General features: G+C 64.3%; 21 protein-coding genes. 14 read left to right on the top strand and 7 right to left on the bottom strand.

Annotation, left to right across the window (positions count from 1 at the left end; genetic code table 11):
- Window positions 1-246: 246 nt before the first annotated feature.
- The 4 genes from EWM63_RS13890 to EWM63_RS13875 all read right to left on the bottom strand — a co-directional run bounded on the left by EWM63_RS13890 (window position 247) and on the right by EWM63_RS13875 (window position 5,958).
- Entirely contained in the window at window positions 247-945 is a 699-nt protein-coding gene (locus EWM63_RS13890) for a transposase (protein WP_130190371.1), read from the bottom strand.
- Window positions 946-1,055: 110 nt separating this feature from the next.
- Window positions 1,056-1,736 (bottom strand): response regulator transcription factor, encoded by a 681-nt coding sequence (locus EWM63_RS13885; protein WP_130187065.1) that lies wholly within the window; start codon window positions 1,734-1,736, stop codon window positions 1,056-1,058.
- A gap of 68 nt (window positions 1,737-1,804) precedes the next feature.
- A complete protein-coding gene (locus EWM63_RS13880; RefSeq protein ID WP_130187064.1) occupies window positions 1,805-2,815 on the bottom strand; it encodes a PAS domain-containing sensor histidine kinase in 1,011 nt (336 codons plus the stop codon).
- An 11-nt stretch (window positions 2,816-2,826) separates the two neighbouring features.
- Complete coding sequence (locus EWM63_RS13875) at window positions 2,827-5,958, bottom strand: DEAD/DEAH box helicase (protein WP_130190370.1); 3,132 nt, start codon at window positions 5,956-5,958, stop codon at window positions 2,827-2,829.
- A 161-nt stretch (window positions 5,959-6,119) separates the two neighbouring features.
- On the opposite strand from EWM63_RS13875, the gene EWM63_RS13870 reads away from it, so the two are divergent.
- Window positions 6,120-8,468: a Tex family protein gene (locus EWM63_RS13870; RefSeq protein ID WP_130187063.1), complete on the top strand. Its 2,349-nt coding sequence runs from the start codon at window positions 6,120-6,122 to the stop codon at window positions 8,466-8,468.
- Window positions 8,469-8,497: 29 nt separating this feature from the next.
- Here EWM63_RS13870 and EWM63_RS13865 read toward each other — a convergent pair whose 3' ends face one another.
- Window positions 8,498-9,040: a DUF2812 domain-containing protein gene (locus EWM63_RS13865; RefSeq protein ID WP_130187062.1), complete on the bottom strand. Its 543-nt coding sequence runs from the start codon at window positions 9,038-9,040 to the stop codon at window positions 8,498-8,500.
- A gap of 218 nt (window positions 9,041-9,258) precedes the next feature.
- Between EWM63_RS13865 and grxD the strand changes: the two genes are divergently transcribed.
- Together grxD and EWM63_RS13855 are read left to right on the top strand one after the other, a co-directional pair.
- Window positions 9,259-9,576 carry a Grx4 family monothiol glutaredoxin gene (gene grxD, locus EWM63_RS13860; protein WP_130187061.1) on the top strand — a complete coding sequence of 106 codons (318 nt, stop codon included), beginning with the start codon at window positions 9,259-9,261 and terminating at the stop codon, window positions 9,574-9,576.
- 6 nt (window positions 9,577-9,582) lie between these two features.
- The gene (locus EWM63_RS13855; protein WP_130187060.1) at window positions 9,583-10,209 is read left to right on the top strand and encodes a UbiX family flavin prenyltransferase; all 627 of its coding nucleotides are present in this window, start codon (window positions 9,583-9,585) and stop codon (window positions 10,207-10,209) included.
- Window positions 10,210-10,225: 16 nt separating this feature from the next.
- On the opposite strand, the gene EWM63_RS13850 is transcribed toward EWM63_RS13855, so the two are convergent.
- Both EWM63_RS13850 and EWM63_RS13845 read right to left on the bottom strand, forming a co-directional pair.
- A complete protein-coding gene (locus EWM63_RS13850; RefSeq protein WP_130187059.1) occupies window positions 10,226-10,633 on the bottom strand; it encodes a hypothetical protein in 408 nt (135 codons plus the stop codon).
- Window positions 10,634-10,951: 318 nt separating this feature from the next.
- On the bottom strand, window positions 10,952-11,998 hold the full coding sequence (locus tag EWM63_RS13845) for an MBL fold metallo-hydrolase (protein ID WP_130187058.1): 1,047 nt from the start codon (window positions 11,996-11,998) through the stop codon (window positions 10,952-10,954).
- A gap of 82 nt (window positions 11,999-12,080) precedes the next feature.
- Here EWM63_RS13845 and EWM63_RS13840 point away from each other — a divergent pair, with 82 nt between their 5' ends.
- The 11 genes from EWM63_RS13840 (at window position 12,081) to EWM63_RS13790 (ending at window position 24,526) form a co-directional block, all read left to right on the top strand.
- Window positions 12,081-12,506, top strand: coding sequence for a MerR family transcriptional regulator (locus tag EWM63_RS13840; protein WP_130187057.1), 426 nt, complete (start codon window positions 12,081-12,083; stop codon window positions 12,504-12,506).
- A 98-nt stretch (window positions 12,507-12,604) separates the two neighbouring features.
- Window positions 12,605-13,789 (top strand): isovaleryl-CoA dehydrogenase, encoded by a 1,185-nt coding sequence (locus tag EWM63_RS13835; protein WP_130187056.1) that lies wholly within the window; start codon window positions 12,605-12,607, stop codon window positions 13,787-13,789.
- A 144-nt stretch (window positions 13,790-13,933) separates the two neighbouring features.
- Complete coding sequence (gene aceK / locus EWM63_RS13830; protein ID WP_130187055.1) at window positions 13,934-15,733, top strand: bifunctional isocitrate dehydrogenase kinase/phosphatase; 1,800 nt, start codon at window positions 13,934-13,936, stop codon at window positions 15,731-15,733.
- Entirely contained in the window at window positions 15,730-16,929 is a 1,200-nt protein-coding gene (locus tag EWM63_RS13825) for an acetyl-CoA C-acetyltransferase (RefSeq protein ID WP_130187054.1), read from the top strand. The genes aceK and EWM63_RS13825 overlap by 4 nt, the downstream gene beginning before the upstream one ends.
- Entirely contained in the window at window positions 16,929-17,597 is a 669-nt protein-coding gene (locus EWM63_RS13820; RefSeq protein WP_130187053.1) for an SDR family oxidoreductase, read from the top strand. Before EWM63_RS13825 ends, EWM63_RS13820 begins: the two co-directional genes overlap by 1 nt.
- A gap of 32 nt (window positions 17,598-17,629) precedes the next feature.
- A complete protein-coding gene (locus tag EWM63_RS13815; protein WP_130187052.1) occupies window positions 17,630-18,757 on the top strand; it encodes an acyl-CoA dehydrogenase family protein in 1,128 nt (375 codons plus the stop codon).
- Between the two features lie 94 nt (window positions 18,758-18,851).
- Window positions 18,852-19,535 (top strand): response regulator, encoded by a 684-nt coding sequence (locus EWM63_RS13810; RefSeq protein ID WP_130187051.1) that lies wholly within the window; start codon window positions 18,852-18,854, stop codon window positions 19,533-19,535.
- Between the two features lie 357 nt (window positions 19,536-19,892).
- Window positions 19,893-22,214 carry a TonB-dependent receptor gene (locus EWM63_RS13805; RefSeq protein ID WP_130187050.1) on the top strand — a complete coding sequence of 774 codons (2,322 nt, stop codon included), beginning with the start codon at window positions 19,893-19,895 and terminating at the stop codon, window positions 22,212-22,214.
- Between the two features lie 207 nt (window positions 22,215-22,421).
- Complete coding sequence (locus tag EWM63_RS13800; protein ID WP_130187049.1) at window positions 22,422-23,528, top strand: S-(hydroxymethyl)glutathione dehydrogenase/class III alcohol dehydrogenase; 1,107 nt, start codon at window positions 22,422-22,424, stop codon at window positions 23,526-23,528.
- A gap of 52 nt (window positions 23,529-23,580) precedes the next feature.
- A complete protein-coding gene (gene gfa, locus EWM63_RS13795; protein WP_130187048.1) occupies window positions 23,581-24,159 on the top strand; it encodes an S-(hydroxymethyl)glutathione synthase in 579 nt (192 codons plus the stop codon).
- Window positions 24,160-24,169: 10 nt separating this feature from the next.
- Window positions 24,170-24,526: a hypothetical protein gene (locus EWM63_RS13790; RefSeq protein ID WP_130187047.1), complete on the top strand. Its 357-nt coding sequence runs from the start codon at window positions 24,170-24,172 to the stop codon at window positions 24,524-24,526.
- Window positions 24,527-24,584: the final 58 nt, after the last annotated feature.

Here is a 24,584-nt window from a genome sequence, read left to right as displayed (position 1 = left end):
AAACTCAACTTAATTAATTAGGGTCGGAGTCAAATTAATTGCACCATTTTTGCGCAAAATTTTAAATAGGGACAGAGCCGAAGACATGAACAAAGATTGCTCACATACGGAAATTTCGCTGTCCTAATAGCAAAAGTTGCTAAAAATTGGGGACTGTCCCCGAATTTTGGCAACATTAATGGAATCAAATATTTAGATGGAGCGCCCTGCTGTCGAGCTGGTTGTTTAACGACAGTATTGATGGGCTTAGGTCAGTTTCGTCTGCTTGAAGGGGCGGCCGCGCTTGGCCGGAAGGACTTGGCGCTTGGCCTTCTGCTCGAGGTCCTTCTTGTATTTTTCGGTTCCCAGCGGCCACCCTTTCAATACGGAAGCCTCTACCGTGGCGGTGAGCGAAGCCGTCAAGCCTTGGCCGGTCAGCTCAATGTAGGCCGCTTCGCGCTGAAATGGCGTATTGCCGAGCGACCAGTAAGCCGGATGGTCGGTGACGAGGCCGTCCGGGCGGATGCCGGCATGGTGTGAGTAGCTGGACCACGGATATTCTTCGGCCGCCGGCACCAGGCCGGCCCGCACCGGTGCGGCCTCCATGTAGCGACAGCAGGCGAGCAGGAAGTTTTCGCCGTCGACGACCGAAGTCTTGTAGCGTCCGTGCCACAACGTGCCGGCGCGGCCGTATTTCTGGTTGTAGTACGGCACATAGCAGCGCCCCAGCCATTGCATCATCTGGCCAAGCCCGTCTTCGTCCGACGGTGTCACCAACAAGTGCAGCTGGTCCGGCAGCAGCGCGTAGGCGTGGATCGCCACCTTGTAGGTGCGGGCCGCCGTGCGCAGCCAGGCAAGGAAAGCTGTGTAGTCATCCGTGTCCTGAAAGACAGGTTGACCGTTCAGGCCACGCTGGATCACATAATGGGGCTGGGAAGGAACGATGAGGCGGGGCAGGCGGGCCATGGAACAGGGATCGGTTGAAACAGCCATGATACCGCCGCTTTCCCACCCTGTCCCTATTTGTTTCGGAAAATTGAAATTTCCCGCTGACCTTGTCCCTGATTAATGTGCCGCTATGACAGATTGAAGCTGGTGGACAGGCTGTACCCTTCGCCATAGGCGCTGCGCAGCGGCAAATCCTGGCCCAGTCCGGAGCGCGCCTTCTTGCGCAGCCGATAGACCAGCATGTCGACCCGGCGCCCGGCATCGGGATCGTCGCCGCCGATGCCGGCCACGATTACCTGCCGCGGCACGGGCCGCGTGTTGATCGTCAGCAGATGCAGGAAATTGCATTCCTTTTCCGTCAGTGTGATTGCCTGGCCCTGCAGTTCGAGCTGGCGTGCCGCCAGCCGCAATGTCCACTTGCTGGGTGCCGGCGCGGCCTCCTGCGGGCCGACGCGGCGGTCCAGCGCCTCGATGTGGGCAGCCAGTTCGGGGAACTTGATGGGCTTCGTCAGGTAGTGGTCGGCGCCCAGGCGCAGGCCGAGAATGCGGCTATCGAAATTCACGCGCCCCGTCAGCACGAGCAAGCCGATCTGCGGGTACAATTGGCGCATCCTCGGTATCACATTGATACCGTCCTCGTCGGGGAGACCAAGGTCCAGCACGACAACGCCGACATTACCCTGGCTCAACGCGGACCACATTTCGCCCGCGTTGCTGGTAATGCTGACACCGTGTCCCAATTCCCCCAGATAGTCCGCCATTTCTTCGGCGTACTCCAGGTTGTCTTCCACGATCAATATCTGCGTCATCGATGGCCATTTTATGTTGTTTCGTTACTCAAAGAATTATCACGGGAGTAACGGGTAAGGCGCAAGGTTTATACGGCGACTGGAAGCCAAATCCGGAACTTCTTGCCGCTTTCAGGCAAGTTTTGCACGCTGAGAGTGCCGCCGTGCACCTCAATCACTGCTTTCGCCATGTACAGTCCGATTCCCGAGCCCGCGATCCCGGCGGCGGCGCTGCCACGGAAACCCTTGTCGAACAGGCGGCCGGTTTCGTTTTCCGGGATCGCCGGGCCGCTGTCGGCGACCGTGAATTCCACGCCACCTTCGGCGGCCTTGCCCGCCCATAGCACGATCGGCGAACCGGCCGGCGTGTACTTGACCGCATTGTCGAGCAGTACATCGAGGCACATCCGCATGCCTTCCGGGTCGGCGCGCACCCAGGCGGGCGCATCGCCGGCCTCCACGACGATCGCGGAACGACGTGCCCGCGCCTGTGCCGCGGCCGCTTCCATCAGCGCGGCTGGTGCGATGCCATTCTCGCGCTGACGCCGCCCGATCGATGCCAGCCGGTCCGGCGACAGGTATTCCTCGACCATGGCCAGCAAGCGGTCCACCGCGCCCTGGATCTTGTGATAGCGCTTCGTGGTGCCCTCGTCGGCCGCCTTGTCCGTCATGACGAGGCGCTGGATGGCACCATCGATCGTGGCCAGCGGCGAACGGAATTCATGCGACAGCATGGAAGCGAATTTTTTCTGCTGGCGCTCGAACTCGCGGCGCGTTGTAATGTCGCGCACCACGCCAACCAGCCGCGTGGCGTCGACGAGCGTGGATTCGATCTCGACGGCAACACCTTCCAGTTCCGCCTCGCGCACCAGCGTGCGGCGGCTGTTGTCACCTTGCCGGAAACGCTCCAGCCGTTCCGGCAGCTCCTGCAACAATGGTCCGGCCAGGGCCTGGGCACGCTCCAGGACTTCTTCCGGCGGCCAGTCGAAGCGCCGTTCGGCGACCGGGCTGACATACAGCAGTTGCCCCGTGGCACAGTCGAGCATCCAGTGGACGTCGGTGCCGTGCTCGAGCATCATGCGGTAGCCAGCTTCGTCCATGAGTCGCGTCCTCAGTCGATCAGCGGTGCAAAGATCTGCTGCAGGTCTTCCTGCGTCAGTGCCATTTTCTGCGATTCACCCTCGGCCAGCACGGATTGCGCCAGGTCGGCCTTCTTCTGCTGCAATACCTGGATTTTTTCTTCCAGCGTGCCCTTGGCGATCAGTTTATAGACAAACACCGGCTTGTCCTGCCCGATGCGCCACGCGCGGTCGGTGGCTTGCTGCTCGGCGGCCGGGTTCCACCATGGATCGTAGTGGATGACGGTATCGGCCGCGGTCAGGTTCAGGCCCACGCCCCCCGCTTTCAGGCTGATCAGGAAGATCGGCACGGCGCCCTGCTGGAACGCCGCCACCTGGGCGCCGCGGTCGCGGGTTTCGCCGGTCAGCAGCGCATACGGAATGTCGCGCGAGTCGAGCTCTTCCTGGATCAGTTCCAGCATCGACGTGAATTGCGAGAACACGAGGATCTTGCGCTTCTCCTCCAGCAAGTCTTCCAGCATCTGCATCAGGTCGGCCAGCTTGGCCGATCCGGCCGCCTGCTGCTTGCGGGTGGACAGCGATTTCACCAGCCGTGGATCGCAGCAGACCTGCCGCAGCTTGAGCAACGCCTCCAGGATCACGATCTGGCTGCGCGCCACGCCCTTGCGGTCGATTTCCTCCCGCACCTTCTGGTCCATCGCCAGGCGCACGGTTTCATACAGATCCCGCTGCGCGCCCGTGAGCTCGACCTTGCGCACCATTTCCGTCTTCGGTGGCAATTCCTTGGCCACGCTGTCCTTCGTGCGGCGCAGCAGGAACGGCTTGATCCGGCGATTGAGCAACATCCTGCGCTGCGGATCGTCCTGCCGCTCGATCGGGTGGCGGAATTGCGAGTTGAACGATTTTTCATCGCCCAGCAGGCCCGGCAGCAGGAAGTGGAATTGCGACCACAGTTCACCCAGGTGGTTTTCCAGCGGCGTGCCGGACAGGCACAGCCGGTGTTTCGTACGCAGCAGGCCCGCGCTCTGCGCCGCCTTCGACCGGGTGTTCTTGATGTAATGCGATTCGTCCAGGATCACCATGTGGAAGTCGTGCTCGCGCAGCTTTTCCTCGTCGCGCGGCAACAATGCATAGGTGGTCAGCACCAGGTCGGCTTCTGGAACCTTGTCGAACAGCTCGGCGCGGTCCTTGCCTTGCAGCAGCAGGGTTTTCAGGCTGGGGGCAAAGCGGGCGGCTTCATCCTGCCAGTTGCCCATCAGCGAAGTCGGCGCGATGACAAGCGTTGGATGCGTCATCCGGCCCGATTCCTTTTCAACGAGGATATGCGCCAGCGTCTGCACCGTCTTGCCCAGGCCCATATCGTCGGCCAGGATGCCGGCCAGGCCGTATTCGCGCAGGAATTGCATCCATGCCAGACCTTCGCTCTGGTAATCACGCAGCGTGGCCTGCAAACTGGCCGGCGTGGCCACGCGCTTCACGGCCGAGAACTGGTTCAGCCGGCGGCCCATGTCGCGCAATTCCTCGCCGCCCGTCCAGTGGAAATCGCCCGTGCGGGCCAGTTCGTCCAGCCGCGCCGCATCCAGCGTGCTCATGCGCACGGCGTGGCGGATCTTGTCATTGAAGTACAGCTCGCCCAGCGTGCCGAGGATCGGCTTGAGGCGTGCCCAGGGCAGCGCCACGCGGGTTCCGCCGGGCAGCGTGGCCAGCATCTGGTCCGTTTCGCCATGCGCCGACAATGCCTTGGTACTGAAATCATTGGGCATGTTGCGGATCATCTGCACCAGCACCGGCAACAGCGGCACGCGCTCTTCGCCCACCGTGATACCCAGCTCCAGCTCGAACCAGGCGTTGCCCGTTTCCGCGCCCTCTTCCTCGATCTCGGCATACCACTCTTCGACCGGCGCCACGTCGTAGCGGTATTTCGACGTCTTTTCCACTTGCCAGCCGTCGGCCTGCAACGCTTCGATGCCGAACTCGGCAAAACGAATCCAGTCAGCCTGGCCAGCCAGCAGCAGGCCGCCGCGCACGGACGACAGCGGCAGCGCCGTCGGCTTGCGGAAGCCCAGGTGCGTCAGCGTCTCCAGCGCCGCCGTTTCCAGCCCCTCGTTGCGCACGATGATCTCGGTGACCTCGCCGCGCTGGCGCACCACGCGCTGCGACGGGTCGAACGACACGCGCTCGCCATCGTAGTCGTACGACAGCACCGCATAGTCGTGCCACTTCTGCACCGAACCATCGGACAGCTGGGCCGCATCGAGCACGAGGATCGGGCGCGGCTTGACGTCTTCGCGCAGGCGCTGCGGCAATGGCTGCGGCAGCGGCATCAATTGCTGCAAGCCGTGCGCCAGCAGCAGCTGCGACACGCGCATCTTATCGTTCGGCATCAATAATGGCGCCTGGGCAACCAATGCCTGCAACTCGGCCAGCGGAATGTCGGCGCCGCCCTGGTTCAGGTGCAGCACGCCGCACGACAGGTTGTCGATATACCACGGTGGTTCCGTCGGCAGCATGTAGTCGATCTGGTCGGCACCGGCATGGCGGGCGTTGGCCGGCACGTTGGCCGGTTCTTCCACTTTCCAGCCCAGCCGCAAACCCTTGCCTTCTTCACGCCAGGCCAGGTTGGCGGTGCGCCCCTGGCCGGCCTTCATCGGATAGACGAGGCCGTTACCGACGTCCGCCCACGAATTTGCCCACAGCAGCTTTTCCTGTTCGGACAGCATTTGCAGCAGTGCCGCGCCGATCTTGCCGCGCGGTTCGGTCGCGCTGCCGGTCGGCGAATTCGGCCCGGTGCGCATTGCCACGAAGAAACGCACCAGGTCTTCGTCGCCCGGCTCCAGGAAGGGTGGCGGGGCCGACAGCAGCGAAAACACTTCGTTGACGGGGCTGGCGGCGGCCACGTCGCCATTCGGGCGCAGCCGCGCCTTGTACAGTGCCAGCGCCACGTGCCGGCCACCGGACGTGGGCGCCAGCACGTAGATCAGCTTGTAGCTGGTTTGCTTCGGATCGGGATCGACCGGGGTCAGTTTCGCCTTCGGGTGCGCAGCGGCATCTACCCGCTGCAGCCAGATGGCGACCGCATAGGGCAACTGGGTTGCCGGCGGACTGGCGGGAGCGGGGGCGGGTGCAGCGGGAGTTGCAGGGGCTTCGTCGCGGGTCAAATCCATTGGTCGCATCGGTGTATTCAAGACGGTTCAAAAACAGCAACATGCAATATTATCCGCCAACAGCCTTCCTGTGTTCGTATATGTTCTAACTTATCGGGCTTCCCCACTGGCGCGGTGCCGTCATGTATTATTAAAAGCTTGTCTGTTCAGAATAGAAACACATGCTGCCTTCCATCGAACAACGCCTGGCCGTCGAGCTGGCCGCCAAGCCGGCCCAGGTGGCCGCCGCGATCGCCCTGCTGGACGAGGGTGCCACCGTCCCCTTCATCGCCCGCTACCGCAAGGAAGCCACCGGCGGCCTCGACGATATCCAGCTGCGCCTGCTTGAAGAGCGCCTGCGCTACCTGCGCGAGCTGGAAGACCGCCGCGCCAGCATCGTGGCGTCGATCACCGAACAGAACAAGATGACGCCGGAGCTGCTGGACGCCGTCCTGCACGCCGAAGACAAGACCCGGCTGGAAGACCTGTACCTGCCCTACAAGCAAAAGCGCCGCACGAAGGCGCAGATCGCCATCGAAGCCGGGCTGGCGCCCTTGGCGGACAGCCTGCTGGCCGATCCCGCGCTGACCCCGGAAGCGGAAGCCACGAAGTTCCTGCGCGAAGCCTTTACGACGACCGACGGCAACAACGCCGGCGTGGCCGACACGAAGGCGGCGCTGGACGGCGCCCGCCAGATCCTCATGGAGCGCTTTGCCGAAGATGCCAACCTGGTCCAGTCCCTGCGCGAATACGTGCAAGACCATGGCGTAGTGGAATCGAAAGTTATCGAAGGCAAACAGGAAGCAGGCGAAAAATTCGCCGATTACTTCGATTATGCGGAGCCGCTGTCCACCGTGCCGTCGCACCGTGCCCTGGCACTGATGCGCGGCCGCCGTGAAGGCGTGCTGGACGTGACGCTGCGCCTCGACACCGAAGCGGAAAAACCGAAATGGGATGCGCCCCATAATCCCTGCGAAAGCCGCATCGCCGCCCGTTTCGGCATCCGCAGCGCCGGCCGCCCGGCCGACAAGTGGCTGGCCGACACGGTGCGCTGGACCTGGCGCGTGAAAAGCTTCATGTACCTGGAAACCGAACTGATGGGCGCGTTGCGCGAGAAGGCCGAGCTCGATGCCATCGGCGTGTTCGCCACCAATTTGAAGGCGCTGCTGCTGGCGGCACCCGCGGGCCCGCGCGCGACGATGGGCCTGGACCCGGGGCTGCGCACCGGCGTGAAAGTGGCCGTTGTCGATGCCACCGGCAAGGTCGTGGATACCGCCACCGTGTATCCGCACCAGCCGCGCAATGACTGGGAAGGCACACTGCACGTGCTGGGCCAGCTGGCCGCGAAACACGATGTATCGCTGATCTCGATCGGCAACGGCACCGCATCGCGGGAAACGGACAAGCTGGCGCAAGACCTCATCAAACGTCATCAAGAGCTCAAGCTCCAGAAGATCGTCGTCTCCGAAGCGGGCGCATCGGTGTATTCGGCCTCCGAATTCGCCTCGCGTGAATTGCCGGACATGGATGTGTCGCTGCGCGGCGCCGTCTCGATCGCGCGCCGGCTGCAGGATCCGCTGGCCGAACTGGTCAAGATCGATCCCAAGTCGATCGGCGTGGGCCAGTACCAGCACGACGTAAGCCAGACCCAGCTGGCGCGCACGCTCGACGCCGTGGTCGAGGATTGCGTGAACGCCGTGGGCGTGGATGTGAATACCGCGTCGGCGCCGCTGCTGGCGCGGGTGTCGGGCCTGTCCGCCAGCGTGGCGCAGAGCATCGTCAGCTACCGCGACCAGAAAGGCGCGTTCACATCGCGCGCGGCGCTGAAGAAAGTGCCGCGGCTGGGCGACAAGACGTTCGAACAGGCCGCCGGCTTCCTGCGCGTGATGAACGGCGACAATCCGCTCGATGCCTCGGCGGTGCACCCGGAATCGTATCCGGTCGTCGAAAAGATCCTGGCCGATATTAAAAAGGACATCAAGTCGGTGATCGGCGCGGCTGCCGTGCTGAAGACGCTGTCGCCGGCAAAGTATGCCGATGACAAGTTCGGCGTGCCCACGGTGACCGATATCCTGAAGGAGCTGGAAAAGCCGGGCCGCGACCCGCGCCCCGAATTCACCACGGCCACCTTCAAGGACGGCGTGGAAGAGATCGCCGACCTGCGGCCGGACATGATCCTGGAAGGCGTGGTCACCAACGTGGCGGCCTTTGGCGCCTTCGTCGACATCGGCGTGCACCAGGATGGCCTGGTCCATATCTCGGCGCTGTCGAATACCTTCGTGAAGGATCCCCATACGGTGGTGAAAGCCGGCCAGGTGGTCAAGGTGAAGGTGCTGGAAGTGGACGTGAAGCGCAAGCGCATCGCCCTCACGATGCGCCTGTCGGACAGCGCACCGGTGGCAGGCGCGCGGCCGGAACAAAAGGGCGACCGCAACGACCGCCGCGCCATGGGCCAGCAGCAGAAGAACACGGCGCGCGAGCCGGCGATGGGCGGGTCGATGGCGGCCGCGTTCGCCAAGCTGCGCGGCTGACGGAACCCGGCGCGAAAAACCGCCGGCGCTCAGGAGTCCTTGACGCTGAGCAGCCGGCCCGTCACGCGGGCCAGCGCATACAATGCCAGCGACATCACGGCCGAAGACAGGATCAGCACACTGGCCCAGGCCAGTTCGTCGTGCCGGCGCAGCGCCATCGTGCCGCTGATCAATGGTGGCACCTGGATGCCGGCAATGATCAGCATCGCCACGGCCTGGCGCCGGTAAGTGGACACGCGGGCCGGCGCATGGGTAAAGATGTCGCGTGCTTCCCCTTTCGGCGCCCGCCACAGCATCCAGCTCATCGAGTGGCCGGCCAGCTTCCAGCCGGCGGCGGTGGGCGCCTCGGCATAGTGCGGGTCTTCGATTTCCCTCGTGGATGCAAAGTCGATCCGGTAGTCGTGGGGCTCGGGCAGGTCGGCCAGGAAGGTGTAGATGCCGAAGGGTGCCACCGATTCCAGGTGCAGGCCCTGGGCCGACTGGCTTTCCAGCCAGCGTTCGATGCGCTCGGGATGCCAGGCGGCTCCCAGCTTGATCTTCCTGATCCGCCTGTTGCCCCGGTCTCCATCCATCCCGCGATCCTCCAGTCCAGTTTCAGAGAGCGCTACCAAGGGATTATGGTAGCACGGAGGCAACTGTGTGCCGCAGGACGACTGCTACCGTGCGATGGCATTGCCCGCGGGGCGGGGTAGCGCGTGCCCGCGACGCGGCCGCTTCTGCAGCGGGGCCGGGAATCCCTGTAAAATGCCGGTGTTCCGATATTTTCGATATTTTTCTTATTGAGGCAGCTATGAGCGACGTACAACAGTGGATCAAGGAAACCGTGACGGGCACCCCGGTGGTGCTGTTCATGAAAGGCACGGCGCAATTCCCGCAGTGCGGTTTTTCCGGCCGCGCGATCCAGATCCTGAAGGCTTGCGGCGTCGAGAACATCGCCACCGTCAACGTGCTGGAAGACCCTGAAGTGCGCCAGGGCATCAAGGAATATTCGAACTGGCCGACGATCCCGCAGCTGTACGTGCGCGGCGAATTCATCGGCGGTTCGGACATCATGAACGAGATGTACGAGTCGGGCGAGCTGAAGTCCCTGCTGGACAACCAGGGCTAAGCAGGCATGGCCCAGCGCCCGCGGCGCATCGTCGTCGCCATCACGGGCGCCACCGGCGCCGTGTATGGCGTGCGGCTGCTGCAAACGCTGCGGGCGCTCAATGCGCCCGTCACGCCTTCGGTGCCCGGCGTTGCGCCTCTCCAGGTCGAGACGCACCTGGTGATTTCCGACGCCGCGGTGCTTACTTTGCACGAGGAAACGGGCCTGGCCCGGCGCGAAGTGGAAGCACTCGCGCACGTCGTGCACAAGGCGCATAACGTGGGCGCATCGATCGCCAGCGGGTCATTCCTGACCGATGCGATGGTGATCGCGCCCTGCTCGATGAAAACGCTGGCCGCCGTGGCCCACGGCCTGGCCGACAACCTGGTCGCACGTGCTGCCGACGTGATGCTCAAGGAGCGCCGCCGGCTGGTGCTGATGGTGCGCGAAACGCCGTTCAACCTGGCGCACCTGCGCAATATGACGGCTGTCACGGAAATGGGGGGAATCGTCTTCCCGCCGCTGCCGGCGTTTTATCACCGGCCGCAAACGATCGACGACATCGTGGATCACACGGTGGCCAGGGTACTCGACCTGGTTGGCCTGGAAGTGGCTGCCGGTGCAACGCCACGCTGGAACGGCCTGGCCGGGTAAATCCCGGCGTGCGCCATTATTTCTGGTAGTTGACCCGCACCAGCATGCGGATGAATTCGCGTGCAATCTGCCGGTGATGCTCATCGAGCCGCTGCAAGTCCGCGATCAGCTTCACATCGGCCGATTCAAACCGCGACAGGCCATTCGCGCCCTCGCTGGCCGGCGCCGCCGTTTCCGGCCCACCAAACCGCAACCACTCCGCCGGCACGCCCAGCCACTGCGCAATCATCCGCAATTTTTCCTGGGTGGGAATCGCCTCGCCAACGAGCCACTTGCGTGCCGCGTGCACAGTGATCGGCCGCCCTTCGAACCGGATGTTGAATTCCCGTGCCAGCCGCGTGGGACTGTCAGGGGAATAGTGAGCATTTTTCAGAGCCTGCTGGAGTCGCTGGCTAAAGCTTTCGCGTTCATTCGAAGAATTCATAGTTGCACTATTTCATGTCACGACCTGAATGTCAGTCTCAAGCGTGCTCAGACCAATTGTGACAAAATCGGGGTGGATACAATTAACATTGTAACCTCCAATCAATCACCTATTCCAGCCCTAAAGCAACTTTTTCGCGCAACCTGTTGCGTGATGCATGCAATTTGCTGGCGCCCTTGTCTGTCTTTCTAGACACAAAATTTGAATTTATGCAACTATGTGGATGCCATGAACCGGAGGAGTGGCTAGGCTCACTCCCTATTGATCTGCTTGTGTCATGCACCCCTGCGTAAAGGATTTACACGTATGGCTACTTTATTAGTAGTTGGTACGAAATCGTATGATGCCGCCACTATCCGTTTCACGGCGCACGATACCGTCTCGCCACAATTTGTGAAGGTGGGCGAGCGCTTCGCCGAGTGCAAAGCTGAGCATATGGGCGTCCAATGGACGGCGGAACATCAGTGGGACGATTTCGGCGGCCGAACGCGGCTCCGCGCAGGCCGCGACCACTTCTTCCAGCCGGGCGGCATGGTGGTCGCGCAGCTGGGCGATGCGCGTATGCAGGCCGCGGAACGGTTTGCCGTGCGCGGGGAGCACCAGCACATCGTCCGGCAGGGCGGCAAAGCGTTCCAGCGAATCCAGGTATTGTTGCAGCGGATTGCCTTCCGGCTCGATCGCAAACACGGACACATTGGTGGAAATGCGCGGCAGCACCATGTCGCCGGAGACCAGCACGTTCAGCGCCTCGCAATACAGCGAAGCATGCTCGGGCGAGTGGCCAAAGCCCGTGATCACGCGCCAGGCATGGCCGCCGATGTCGACCTGCTGGCCATGCTCCAGGCGGAAATAGGACGTCGGCACGGACGGCACGAGCGACGGATAGTAATTTTTCCGGCTCTGCATTTTTTCCAGCATGTCCGCGTCGACCAGCCCATGCCGCCGGAAATGCTCGACGGCGCCCGTGCCATCGACGCCGGGCAGCGCCGCCGCCATCATGCGCGCAAAACCGTATTCGCCGGCCGTCATCGCCAACGGTGCATCCCAGCGGGTGCACAGCCAGTCCGCCAGCCCCACGTGGTCGGGGTGGCAATGCGTGACAAGCACGCGGCCCAGCGGCTTGCCGCCGAAATGGCCAGCCATCACCTGTTCCCAGCCGGTGCGGCTGTCCTCAGTCGCGGCGCCGCAGTCGATGACGGTGAGCGTGCCTTCCGCATCGTCGAGCAGCCACAGGTTGATGTGGTCCAGCGCGAACGGCAGCGGCAGGCGCAGCCAGCGGATGCCGGGCCCGATATCGATGGCGTCGCCGGGCGCGGGCACGATGTCGCCGAATGGATAATGAAGCTGGGCTTCGAGCGGGTTCATCGATTCTCCTGGATGGCGGTGCGCTACAATGCTTGGACGTTACGCATTGACGTAACGTAAACGGAAACACTTATTGTAAGCCATGTCCACCTACACCATTACCGAGCTGGCCCGCGAGTTCGACATCACGCCCCGTGCCATCCGCTTCTATGAAGACCAGGGCATCCTGTCGCCATCGCGCGAAGGTGCCGGCGGCCGCAACCGCGTATACACGCCGCGCGACCGCACCCGCCTGAAACTCACGCTGCGCGGCAAGCGCCTCGGCTTGTCGCTCTCCGAGATCAAGAGCCTGGTCGACATGTATGAATCGCCGAAGGATACGGCGGCGCAGATGCACCGCTTCCTCAACGTGCTGGCGCAACACCGCGAAACGCTGGAACAGCAGCGCGAGGATATCGAAATGTCGCTGGCCGAGATCGCCGCGCACGAGGACGAGTGCCGGCGCTTGCTCGCCGCCCAGGAAAATGGCGAACAGCTGGGTGGCGAACGGCTGGGGACCAACGGCTGAGCTCATGGGCCCACAAGGCCCTTGCCTGCGCAGCGCTTTACGTTTACGTTAACGTAATAGCGAATAATTCGTTAATTCCAATTAGAGACGAGGACGACATGCTGCATCTCCCAGGCCTGACCTTTGACCATGGCGAAGACATCGCCGCGCTGCGCGAAGCCGTGCAGCAGTTCGCCGCAGCGGAAATCGCCCCCCGCGCGGCGGACATCGACCGCACCGACCAGTTCCCGATGGACCTGTGGCGCAAGCTGGGCGAACTGGGCCTGCTCGGCATTACCGTGGGCGAGGAATACGGCGGCTCGGGCATGGGTTACCTGGCCCACATCGTGGCGATGGAAGAGATTTCGCGCGCGTCGGCCTCGGTGGGGCTGTCGTATGGCGCCCACTCGAACCTGTGCGTCAACCAGATCAAGCGCAACGGCAACGAAGAACAAAAGCGCAAGTACCTGCCCAAGCTGATTTCTGGCGAACACATCGGCGCGCTGGCGATGTCCGAGCCGAATGCGGGGTCCGACGTCGTCAGCATGAAGCTGCGTGCCGACCGCAAAGGCGACCATTACGTGCTGAACGGCACCAAGATGTGGATCACCAACGGGCCGGATGCGGACACGCTCGTCGTCTATGCGAAAACCGACCTGGCGGCCGGCCCGCGCGGCATGACCGCCTTCCTGATCGAAAAGGGATTCAAGGGCTTTTCGATCGCGCAAAAGCTCGACAAGCTGGGCATGCGCGGCTCGCACACGGGCGAACTGGTGTTCGAGGATTGCGAGGTGCCCGTCGAGAACGTGCTCGGCGGCGAAGGCAAGGGCGTGAACGTGCTGATGTCCGGCCTCGACTTCGAGCGCACCGTGCTGTCCGGCGGGCCGCTGGGCATCATGCAGGCGTGCATGGATGTCGTCGTCCCCTACGTGCACGACCGCAAGCAGTTCGGCCAGGCGATCGGCGAATTCCAGCTGATGCAGGGGAAACTGGCGGACATGTATTCCACCATGATGGCATGCAAGGCCTATGTGTATGCCGTCGGCCAGGCCTGCGACCGCGCCACGTCGCCCGAGCAGGTGCGCGCGCTGCGCAAGGACGCCGCCGGCGCGATCCTCTACAGCGCCGAAAAGGCCACGTGGATGGCCGGCGAGGCGATCCAGGCGCTGGGCGGCAACGGCTACATCAACGAGTATCCCGTGGGACGGTTGTGGCGCGACGCGAAGCTCTACGAAATCGGCGCGGGCACCAGCGAAATCCGCCGCATGCTGATCGGCCGCGAACTGTTCGCGGAAACCATGTAATCGCAAGCACCAACAGCCGAGCCCGTGTCCACCTTGGAGCCAGGCCTGAAATCGGACACGAGCTTGGCAATGCCACAGTAGAGCCCGTGTCCACTTTCGAGCCTGACTCTAAGGTGGACACGAACCGAGCCGTTGACGACGACGATGACCCAGCCCGCCTTTCCCAAACTGCTGTCTTCGCAGATCGCGTTCGATATCGCCCGCGCGATCCTCGATGGTTTCGACAAGCACTATCGCCTGTTCCGCCAGGCCAGCCGGGAGGCGCGTGGCCATTTCGAGCGGGGGGAATGGGCGGTGGCGCAGGAAGCGGCCCGCGAGCGGATCGGGTACTACGACCGCCGCGTGCAGGAGTGCGTGCACTTGCTGGAAGACGACTACGCACCGGAAGACCTGACCGACGACGTGTGGCGCGAGCTGAAGCTGCATTACATTGGCTTGCTGACGCGCCACAAGCGCCCCGAACTGGCGGAAACGTTCTTCAATTCCGTGTGCTGCAATATCCTGCACCGCCGCTACTTCAACAACGAGTTCATCTTCGTGCGCCCGGTCGTCTCCACCGAGTACATCGATGCGGAGGAACCGGCGCCGACCTACCGCGTGTATTACCCGGGCGCGGAAGGCATGCGCTTCACGCTGAGCCGTATCGTCACCGATTTCCAGTTCGCCACCGCGTTCGCCGACCTGCCGCGCGACATCGCCCGGGTCGAGGAACGGCTCGCCCCGTTCTTTGCCGAGATGGCACCGAATGCGCAATGCCAGGTACTGTCCAGCCCATTCTTCCGCAACAAGGCCGCCTATCTCGTCGGCAAGGCCATCAACGGTGACCGCGAGCTGCCCTTCGCCATGCCGATCCTGCACGACCATGCCGGTCAGCTGCTGATCGACACGGTGCTGATGGAGCAGGAACAGATCGAGACCCTGTTTTCGTTTACGCGCGCCTACTTCATGGTGGACATGGAAGTGCCGTCCGCCTGCGTGCAATTCCTGCGCACCCTGCTGCCGCGCAAGCCGCGCAGCGAACTCTATACCGTGCTGGGGCTGCAAAAGCAGGGCAAGACGGCGTTCTACCGCGACTTCCTGCAGCACCTGAAGCATTCGTCGGACCTGTTCGAGACCGCGCCCGGCATCCGCGGCCTCGTGATGCTGGTGTTCACGCTGCCATCGTTCCCTTATGTCTTCAAGGTGATCAAGGATTTCTATCCACCACCGAAGGACACCACCCGTGCCCAGGTCAAGGAAAAATACCTGCTCGTGAAGAACCACGACCGGGTTGGCCGCATGGCGGACACGCTGGAGTATTCGAATGTGGCCTTTCCCCGCGCCCGCTTCGCCGAAGCGCTGCTGGCCGAACTGAAACACCACGCGCCATCGCTGGTCGAGGAAGAAGGCGACCAGCTGGTGATCCGGCACCTGTACATCGAGCGCCGGATGACGCCGCTGAACATCTGGCTCACGCAGGCCGAGCAAGCCGGCAACGCGGCCGCGCTGGAGCATGGCGTCGTGGAATACGGCAACGCGATCCGCGACCTGGTGGCGGCCAACATCTTCCCCGGCGACATGCTGTACAAGAACTTCGGCGTGACCCGCCACCGCCGCGTGGTGTTCTACGACTATGACGAGATCGAGTACATCACCGACTGCAATTTCCGCGCGATCCCGGCCGCGCGCAACGAGGAAGAGGAAATGGCCTCCGAACCGTGGTACCCGGTCGCGAAGCACGACGTGTTCCCCGAACAGTTCGGCCAGTTCCTGCTGGGTAACCCGAACATCCGCCGCAGCTTCCTGCGGCACCATGCCGAACTGCTGACACCCCAATGGTGGCAAGCCCGCAAGGAGCGCATCCTCGATGGCATCGTCGAGGACGTGTTCCCCTACCCGCAAGCCATCCGATTTTGCAATATCCCGGCATCGACAACGATGCCTTCACCGGAGACCATGAAATGAATGATCCTGTCGTTATCGTCGGCGCTGCCCGCACCCCGATGGGCGCCTTCCAGGGCGATTTTTCCAGCCTGTCCGCAAATGACCTCGGCGCCGTTGCGATCCAGGCTGCCGTCGAACGGGCCGGCATCGCGCCCGAACTCGTCGAGCACGTGTATTTCGGCAATTGCCTGATGGCGGGCCAGGGCCAGGCGCCGGCGCGTCAGGCGCTGCTGAAGGCGGGCCTGCCCACGTCCACCGGTGCCGTCACGCTGTCGAAAATGTGCGGCTCGGCCATGCAGGCCGCGATCTTCGCGCACGACCAGCTGGTGGCCGGCAGCGCGGACGTCGTCATCGCCGGCGGCATGGAATCGATGACCAATGCACCCTACCTGGTGCCGAAAGGCCGCGGCGGCTACCGCATCGGCCACGGCATGCTGTTCGACCACATGATGCTCGACGGCCTGGAAGACGCGTACAGCAAGGATGAAAAAACCGGCGGCGGCCGCTCGATGGGCACGTTTGCCGAGGAATGCGCGACGAAGTTCAGCTTTACGCGCGAGCAGCAGGACGCGTTTGCGATCGAATCCGTGAAGCGCGCGCAGGCGGCGTCGGCCGGCGGCAAGTTCGCGTGGGAAATCGCACCGGTGACCGTCTCCGGCCGCGGCGGCGACACCGTGATCGACAAGGATGAAGGCCCGGCCAAGGCCAAGCTGGAAAAGATCCCCACGTTGAAACCGGCATTCAAGAAGGATGGCACGATCACGGCCGCGTCCTCGTCGTCGATCAACGACGGCGCCGCCGCGCTGGTGCTGATGCGCGAATCCACCGCGAAGAAGCTCGGTGCGAACGTCATAGCCAAACTGGTCGGCCATGCAACGAATGCGCTGGCGCCGAACGAATTCACCACGGCCCCCGTGGGCGCGATCAGGAAGCTGCTGGACAAGAACGGCTGGAAGGTGTCGGACGTGGACCTGTTCGAGATCAACGAGGCGTTCGCGGCGGTGCCGATGGCGGCCATGCACGAGCTCGACATCCCACATGCAAAGGTCAACGTGCATGGCGGCGCCTGCGCGCTGGGCCACCCGATCGGCGCTTCCGGCGCCCGCATCATCGTCACGCTGCTGGGGGCATTGAAAGACCGCGGCGGCAAGCGCGGCGTGGCATCGCTGTGCATCGGCGGCGGCGAAGCCACGGCGGTCGGCGTGGAGCTTGTCTGATGGCGGTGGCATTGATCATCGGTGCTTCGCGCGGCATCGGCCTTGAACTGGCACGCCAGTACGTGGCAGCCGGCTGGCGCGTGATCGCCACGGCCCGTAAGGCGGACGACTGCGCGGCGCTGGCCGCGCTGGGCGCGGAAACGCACGTGCTGGACGTCAACAACGTCGAAGCGGTGGCGGGCCTGGGCTGGAAGCTCGATGGCGAGCACGTCGACGTGGCGATCCTCAACGCCGGCGTGTACGGCCCGCGGCACGATGGCTTCCCCGTCCAGGCCGACTTCGACAACGTGATGCACACCAACGTGCTGGCCGCGATGCGTCTGTTGCCGATCGTTGCGCCGATGGTGGCCGCGGCGGGCGGCAAGCTGGCTGTCATGTCGTCGCGAATGGGCTCGATCAGCGAGCGGCACAGTGCAAATGGCTCGCTGTACCGCGCTAGCAAGGCGGCGCTGAACTCGGTGCTCGTCGACACCGCGCTGACATTCGGCGAACAGGGCGCCACCTGCGTGGCCCTGCACCCCGGCTGGGTGCGCACCGACATGGGCGGGGCCGAAGCCGACCTCGACCCGGCGGACAGCGCCAGCGGCATCCGCGCCACCCTGGCCGCCCTGGCCGCTTCGGCAAGACCGGTGTTCGTCACCTACGACGGGCAACCGATCGGCTGGTGATCGAACAAGACAATAAAGAGAATGGACGAGACATGGTACTGAGCGAAGAACACCAAATGATCCGCGACGCGCTGCGCGACTATGCGCGCGAGCGCCTGGCGCCGCAGGCGGCACGCTGGGACAAGGAACACCACTTTCCGCAGGCGGAACTGAAGGAACTGGCGGCGCTGGGTGCGTTCGGCGTGGCGGTGCCGGAGGAACTCGGCGGCGCCGGCCTCGACTACGTGTCGCTGGCGCTGGTGCTGGAAGAAATCGCGGCCGGCGATGGCGGCACGTCGACGATCATTTCCGTCAACAATTGCCCCGTGTGCAGCATTGCGATGATGTATGCGAACGCGGCGCAGAAAGAGCAATGGCTGCGCCCGCTTGCAGCCGGCGCGATGCTGGGCGCGTTTTGCCTGACCGAGCCGCATACCGGCAGCGACGCGGCCGCCCTGCGCACCACGGCCACGCGCGACGGCAACGATTACGTCATCAACGGCACCAAGCAATTCATCACGTCCGGCAAATACGCGGACGTGGCCATCGTGCTGGCGGTGACCGACAAGGCGGCCGGCAAGAAAGGCATCAGCGCCTTCTGGGTGCCGACCTCGGCCCCGGGCTACATCGTTGCCGGCCTCGAGCAGAAGATGGGCCAGCATTCGTCTGACACGGCGCAGATCGTGTTCGACAATTGCCGCATTCCCGCAGCCAACCTGATCGGCGAGGAAGGCATGGGCTACAAGATCGCCCTGTCCGGCCTGGAAGGCGGCCGCATCGGCATTGCGTCGCAGGCGGTGGGCATGGCCCGCGCAGCCTTCGAAGCCGCGCTTGCCTATGCGAAGGAACGTGAGACATTTGGGCAACCAATCTTCCAGCACCAGTCGGTACAATTCAAACTCTCCGAGATGGCAACGCAGATCGAGGCCGCGCGCCAGTTGATCCTGCATGCGGCGTCGATGAAGGATGCCGGACTGCCCTGCCTCAAGGAAGCGGCGATGGCCAAGCTGTTCGCGTCCGAAATGGCGGAACGGGTGTGCTCGGATGCGATCCAGGTGCATGGCGGTTATGGTTACGTGTCCGACTTCCCTGTGGAACGGATCTACCGCGACGTGCGCGTCTGCCAGATCTACGAGGGCACGTCCGACATCCAGAAACTGCTGATCGCCCGGGCGCTGTGAGTTGTCGCGAAACTGTATGGTTTTGTACTCCCGGCGTGCCAGATGATCTTTTTTTGCCATTGCTCTTATACAATAGACAAATAGGAGATTTGCTATGTATCGAGTGATGCTGGTGGAAGACGATGCCCGCCTGGCCGACCTGGTCACGGAATATCTTGCGGGCTATGAATTCAAGGTGGACGTGGTGAGCCGCGGCGACGAAGCGTTGGCACGCTTCAAGGCCAGCCCGCCCGACATCGTGGTGCTGGACCTGATGCTGCCCGGCCTGGACGGCATGCTCGTGTGCCGCCAGTTGCGCGACATCACGAAGGTGCCGATCCTGATCATGACGGCGCGCGAGGATTCGTACGACGAGGTATCGCTGCTCGAACAGGGCGCGGACGACTTCATCAACAAGCCCGTGCAGCCGCGCGTGCTGCTGGCCCGCCTGCGTGCGCTGCTGCGCCGCGCCCAGGGCAAGAGCGCCGGCGATGCGCTCACGTTCGGCGCGCTGTCGATCGCCACCAGCGACCGCACGGTCACCTGGCGCGGCGAACCCTGCGTGCTGAGCAATACCGAATACAAGCTGCTGCTCGTGCTGGCCGAATCGGCCGGCACCGTGCTGTCGCGCGATGCCTTGCTGAAGAAAATGCGCGGCATCGAGTTCGACGGCCTCGACCGCAGCATCGACAACAGCATCTCGAAACTGCGCCGCAAGTTCGACGATACGGATTCGGAAAAGATCAAGACCGTGTGGGGCGAAGGCTACTTGTTCTCCCCTTCCGCGTGGTCGCAGTAAGCCTCCACGGAACTTTAGTTTCAGCGGAAAAAGCTCTGCCTGGGGCTAATGCCGTTCAGTTAGCGTTCGGGCCATGTCGAATCCGCATGCATACACCCCAAAAGCGAAGGTCTGGGGTCAGACCCGCGGGGTCTGACCCCGGCATCTGCCGTTGGGGTTGGCTTATCTGAACGGCATTACCGCCCGACGCGGACTGAAACCGGCCGGGCTGATTGGGCGCCTGCCGTGCCCAGGCTGGCGATTGAACCGTCTTCGGCGCAACTGTACCGGATCAGGTACAGTCCCCCTCCAGCCATGCATGGCATGCAATTAGCTTCAGGATAAGACTCAGCGATATTGCCACCCGCGAGTCCTATCTTGAAACGTTCGAAAGCCGGCCGGCCAGCCCGGCACACTGCCTGTTTACTTGCCGTCGGCGCCGTGCTGCTTGCTCCCGCCGCGATGTCCGGCACGCCGGACTTCCCCCTGGGTCCGCTGCCGATCGTGGAAATCGTCGGCATCGCACCGCAATCGGCCGCCGCCATCGAGCGCGACCGCCTGCCCTATGCGGTGCAGCGCGCCACCGACTGGGACGTTTCGCAGGCACGCGCCGATACCCTGGCCGACTACCTGTCGCGCCATGCGGCCGGCATCCACGTCAACGACATTTCCGGCAGCCCGTTCCAGACCGACGTCACGTTCCGCGGCTACCGGGCGTCGCCCGTGCTGGGCTCGGGCCAGGGCCTGTCCGTGTACCTCGACGGCGTGCGCGTCAACGAGCCGTTCGGCGACGTGGTCAACTGGGACATGGTGCCGGAAGCGGCGCTGGGCGCGATCCTGCTGGTGCCCGGCTCGAACCCGCTGTATGGCCTGAATACGCTGGGTGGCGCGCTGGCGCTGACGACCAAGTCGGGCCGCAGCCATCCCGGCCTGATGGTGGAAGCCACGCTGGGCAGCGGTGCGCGCCGCCGGCTTGACCTGTCCTACGGCGCCGAGGCGGCTGGATGGCATACGCTGCTGGCGGCAACGTCCTTCGACGAGGACGGCTGGCGCGACCACTCGGCGGGCCGGCTCGGCAACGTGTTCCTCAAAGTGGGCCGTACCGCGGGTGCATCCGACTGGAGCGTGTCGCTGCTGGGCGGGCGCAGCAGGCTGCTCGGCAACGGGCTGCTACCGGCGGGCACGGCGGACGCGCCCGGCCTGTACGACCTGGACCGTCGCGCCGTCTATACCCACCCCGACCGCACGCGTAACCGGCTCGGCCAGCTGGCCGTCAACCTGGAGCAGCAGCTGGACAGCGGCGCCGCGCTGACGGCGTCCGCCTATGTGCGCCACAGCCGGCGCGACACCGTCAATGGCGATGTGAACGACGACGCCGGCGAGGACGCCTGCGCCGAAGAGCCGGACGATGCGGACTGCGACGCGGGCGCCCATCCACCAGCCCATCCGGCGGTACTGAACACCACGGCTTCGCGACAGCGCGGCGAAGGCGCCAGCGTCCAGCTGGCCGTCACGCGCGGCGATCACCAGCTGAGCGCGGGCCTGTCGTTCGACCGCAACCGCGTCCGCTTTGCCCAGTTCGAGCAGGAAGGCTTCTTCAGCGCCTCGCGCGAAGTGCTGGCCGATCCGGAGGAGGAACGTGAACCGTCCTCGTCAGTCACCGGCCGTGCCCGCATGGCGGGCCTCTACGCGAGCGACACGTGGCGGCTGGCGCCCGGCTCCTATGCCACGCTGTCGGCGCGGTTCAACCATGCCCGGGTGGCGAATACGCTGACGAACGACGATGGCGTGCAGCCGCGCGAGGCCTTCACCTACCGCAAGCTCAACCCGTCGCTCGGCATTGCCCGGCAGGTCGATGCCGCGCTGACGCTGTTTGCCAACGTGGCGCAAAGCAACCGCGTGCCCACCGTGATCGAGCTGGGGTGTGCCGATCCGGAACAGCCTTGCCGCCTGCCGGTGGGTCTGCAGGCGGACCCCTACCTGAGCCAGGTGGTGTCGCGCACCGTTGAAATGGGCGCGCGCTGGCGCACGGCCAACGTTGACGCGGCACTGTCGCTGTACCGCACCGTGAACCGCGACGACATCCTGTTCCATAGTGCCGGCACCAGCCAGCAGGGCTACTTCGCCAATTTCCCACGCACGCGCCACGCGGGCGTCGATGCCAGCGGCACGGCGCGGCTGGGCGACGTCACGCTGCGGGCCAGCTACAGTTACCTGGCCGCCGTGTATGCCGCCGATGGCGTGCTGTTCACAGGCGCCCGCAATGTGCGCGCAACTTCGGGAACGCGGCTGGCGGGCCTGCCGCGGCACACGCTGAAGCTGGGCGCCGACTGGGCCCCCGCGCCCGGCTGGACCGTGGGCGTGGACGTGCTGGCGGTCTCGAACCTGCTCACGCAGGGCAACGAGGACGGCCTGACGGAGGATGCCGAGGACGGCGAGCCGCCGCAGCGGGCCGACTGGCGCATCCGCGGCCATGCCCTGCTGCACCTGCGCGCCGGCTGGCAGCCGGCACCCGGCTGGGAAGTGTTTGTGCGTGTCAACAATGTGTTCGACCGGCGCTTTGAAACCTACGGCACCGTGGCGGACGATGTCTTCCCCGGTGGCCGGCCGTTGGCGCCCGGCGCCGATGCGGCACCGGCACGCTTTGTCGCGCCCGGTGCGCCGCGCACGGTGCTGGCCGGCCTGCGCTACCGTTTCTGACACGACCCGGAAACGGAACAGCCGCGCCGCCAGGTGATCCGATCCTGCACAACCGTCCCGCGCGATACCGCGTTCAAGGCACGCTCCCTGCACGATCCCCCGTATTTGTCCTGCCAGGATCATTGGCACGCAATTTGCCATTACCTTCTTGCGGCCGCCGTGCGCCGCGCCATGGCACCGGAACGGTCCGGCGCCCCAGGAGAGACGATGAAGACAAAAGCTGCCATTGCCTGGCAGGCGGGCGCCCCGCTGACGATCGAGACCGTGGACCTTGCACCGCCGCAGGCCGGCGAGGTACTGGTGGAAATCAAGGCCACCGGCATCTGCCATACCGACTACTACACCTTGTCGGGCGCCGATCCCGAAGGCCTGTTCCCGGCGATCCTGGGCCATGAAGGCGCCGGCGTCGTGCTAGAAACGGGGGCGGGCGTGACGTCGGTGCGGGCCGGCGACCATGTGATCCCGCTGTATACGCCGGAGTGCCGGCAGTGCAAGTTCTGCCTGTCCCGCAAGACCAACCTGTGCCAGTCGATCCGGGCGACGCAGGGGCGCGGCCTGATGCCGGACGGTACCAGCCGCTTCACCCTCGACGGCAAGCCCATCCTGCACTACATGGGCACGTCGACCTTCTCGAACTACATCGTGGTGCCCGAGATCGCGCTGGCGAAGATCCGCCCGGATGCGCCGTTCGACAAGGCGTGCTACATCGGCTGCGGCGTGACCACGGGCGTCGGCGCCGTCGTGTTCTCGGCGAAGGTGGAAGCAGGCGCCAACGTGGCCGTGTTCGGGCTGGGCGGGATCGGGCTGAACGTCATCCAGGGCGCCAAGATGGTCGGCGCGGACCGCATCATCGGCATCGACATCAATCCGGGCCGGGTCGACATCGCGCGCCGCTTCGGCATGACGGACTTCGTCAATCCGCGCGACGTGGAAAACGTCGTCGACCACATCGTGCAGTTGACGGGGGGCGGCGCCGATTACTCGTTCGAGTGCGTCGGCAATACGGCGCTGATGCGCCAGGCGCTCGAGTGCACGCACAAGGGCTGGGGCCAGTCGTTCATCATCGGCGTGGCGGCCGCCGGCGAGGAAATCGCCACGCGGCCATTCCAGCTCGTCACGGGCCGCCAATGGAAAGGTTCCGCCTTCGGCGGCGCGCGCGGCCGCACCGACGTGCCGAAGATCGTCGACTGGTACATGGACGGCAAGCTCAACATCGACGACCTGATCACCCACACCCTGCCACTCGAGCGCATCAACGAAGGCTTCGACCTGATGAAGCGGGGCGAATCGATCCGTTCCGTTGTCCTGTACTGACCCGTCCCGCATCAGGCGTAACGAATCACGAATCACAACGAGGAGACACAGCATGGCCATCCATATCCATCCCGCCATCGATGCGGGCATCGCCCCGGAAACGCCGGGCTTCCAGGGCGGCACGCTGACGTGCCGCTGCGCCACCGATCCCGTCACCGTGCGCATCGGCAGCCAGGTGGCGCACAACCACGCCTGCGGCTGCACCAAATGCTGGAAGCCTGACGGCGCGCTGTTTTCGCAAGTCGCCGTGGTCGGCCGCGACAAGGTCGAAGTCACCGCCAACGGCCACAAGCTGCAGGTGGTGGACCCGGCCGCCACGATCCGCCGCCATGCCTGCACCGGCTGCGGCGTGCACCTGTATGGGCGCATCGACAACGACCAGCACGCGTTCTACGGCCTGGACTTCGTGCACACGGAACTGTCGCGCGAAGCGGGCTGGGCGCCGCCCACGTTCGCCGCGTTCGTCTCGTCCGTCATCGAGTCGGGTGCCGATCCGGAACAGATGGGGGCGATCCGCGCACGCCTGGGTGAGCTCGGGCTGCCCTACTACGATTGCCTGTCGCCGCCGCTGATGGATGCGCTGGCCACCAATGCCGCGAAACGGGCGGGCACGCTGCACCAGGCCGGCTGAGGAGGCGCGCATGAGGCCGATCCTTGCCGCGGCGCTGCTGCTCCCCTCGCTTGCCGGAGCAACACCTGCCGCGCCCGCGAACGATTTCCCCACCGTGGCACGGGTCGAGTACGTGCTCGAGTGCATGAACAACCATGGCGGCAAGCAGGAAACCCTGTACCAGTGCGCCTGCGTGATCGACCGGGTCGGCGCGCAACTGGCGTACGACGACTATGTGACGATGTCCGCCGCGCTGCGCTACCAGACGCTGGAAGGGCCGCGCGGCGCCGAGTTCCGCGACCCGCCAGGCGTCAAGGCCATGGCCGCGAAGTACAAGACGATCCAGGCCGATGCGGCCAAGGCCTGCATGCTGCGCCAGCGCGGTTAATTTTGACAGGAAGCCGATGTGAGCAAACTATCATTTCACCATCACGTACGTTGGGTCC

It is taken from the genome of Pseudoduganella lutea, assembly GCF_004209755.1.
GTDB classification, from domain to species: domain Bacteria; phylum Pseudomonadota; class Gammaproteobacteria; order Burkholderiales; family Burkholderiaceae_D; genus Rugamonas; species Rugamonas lutea.
Note: the sequence above shows the minus strand (reverse complement) of the source record. Positions and strands in the feature narration are given on the sequence as shown.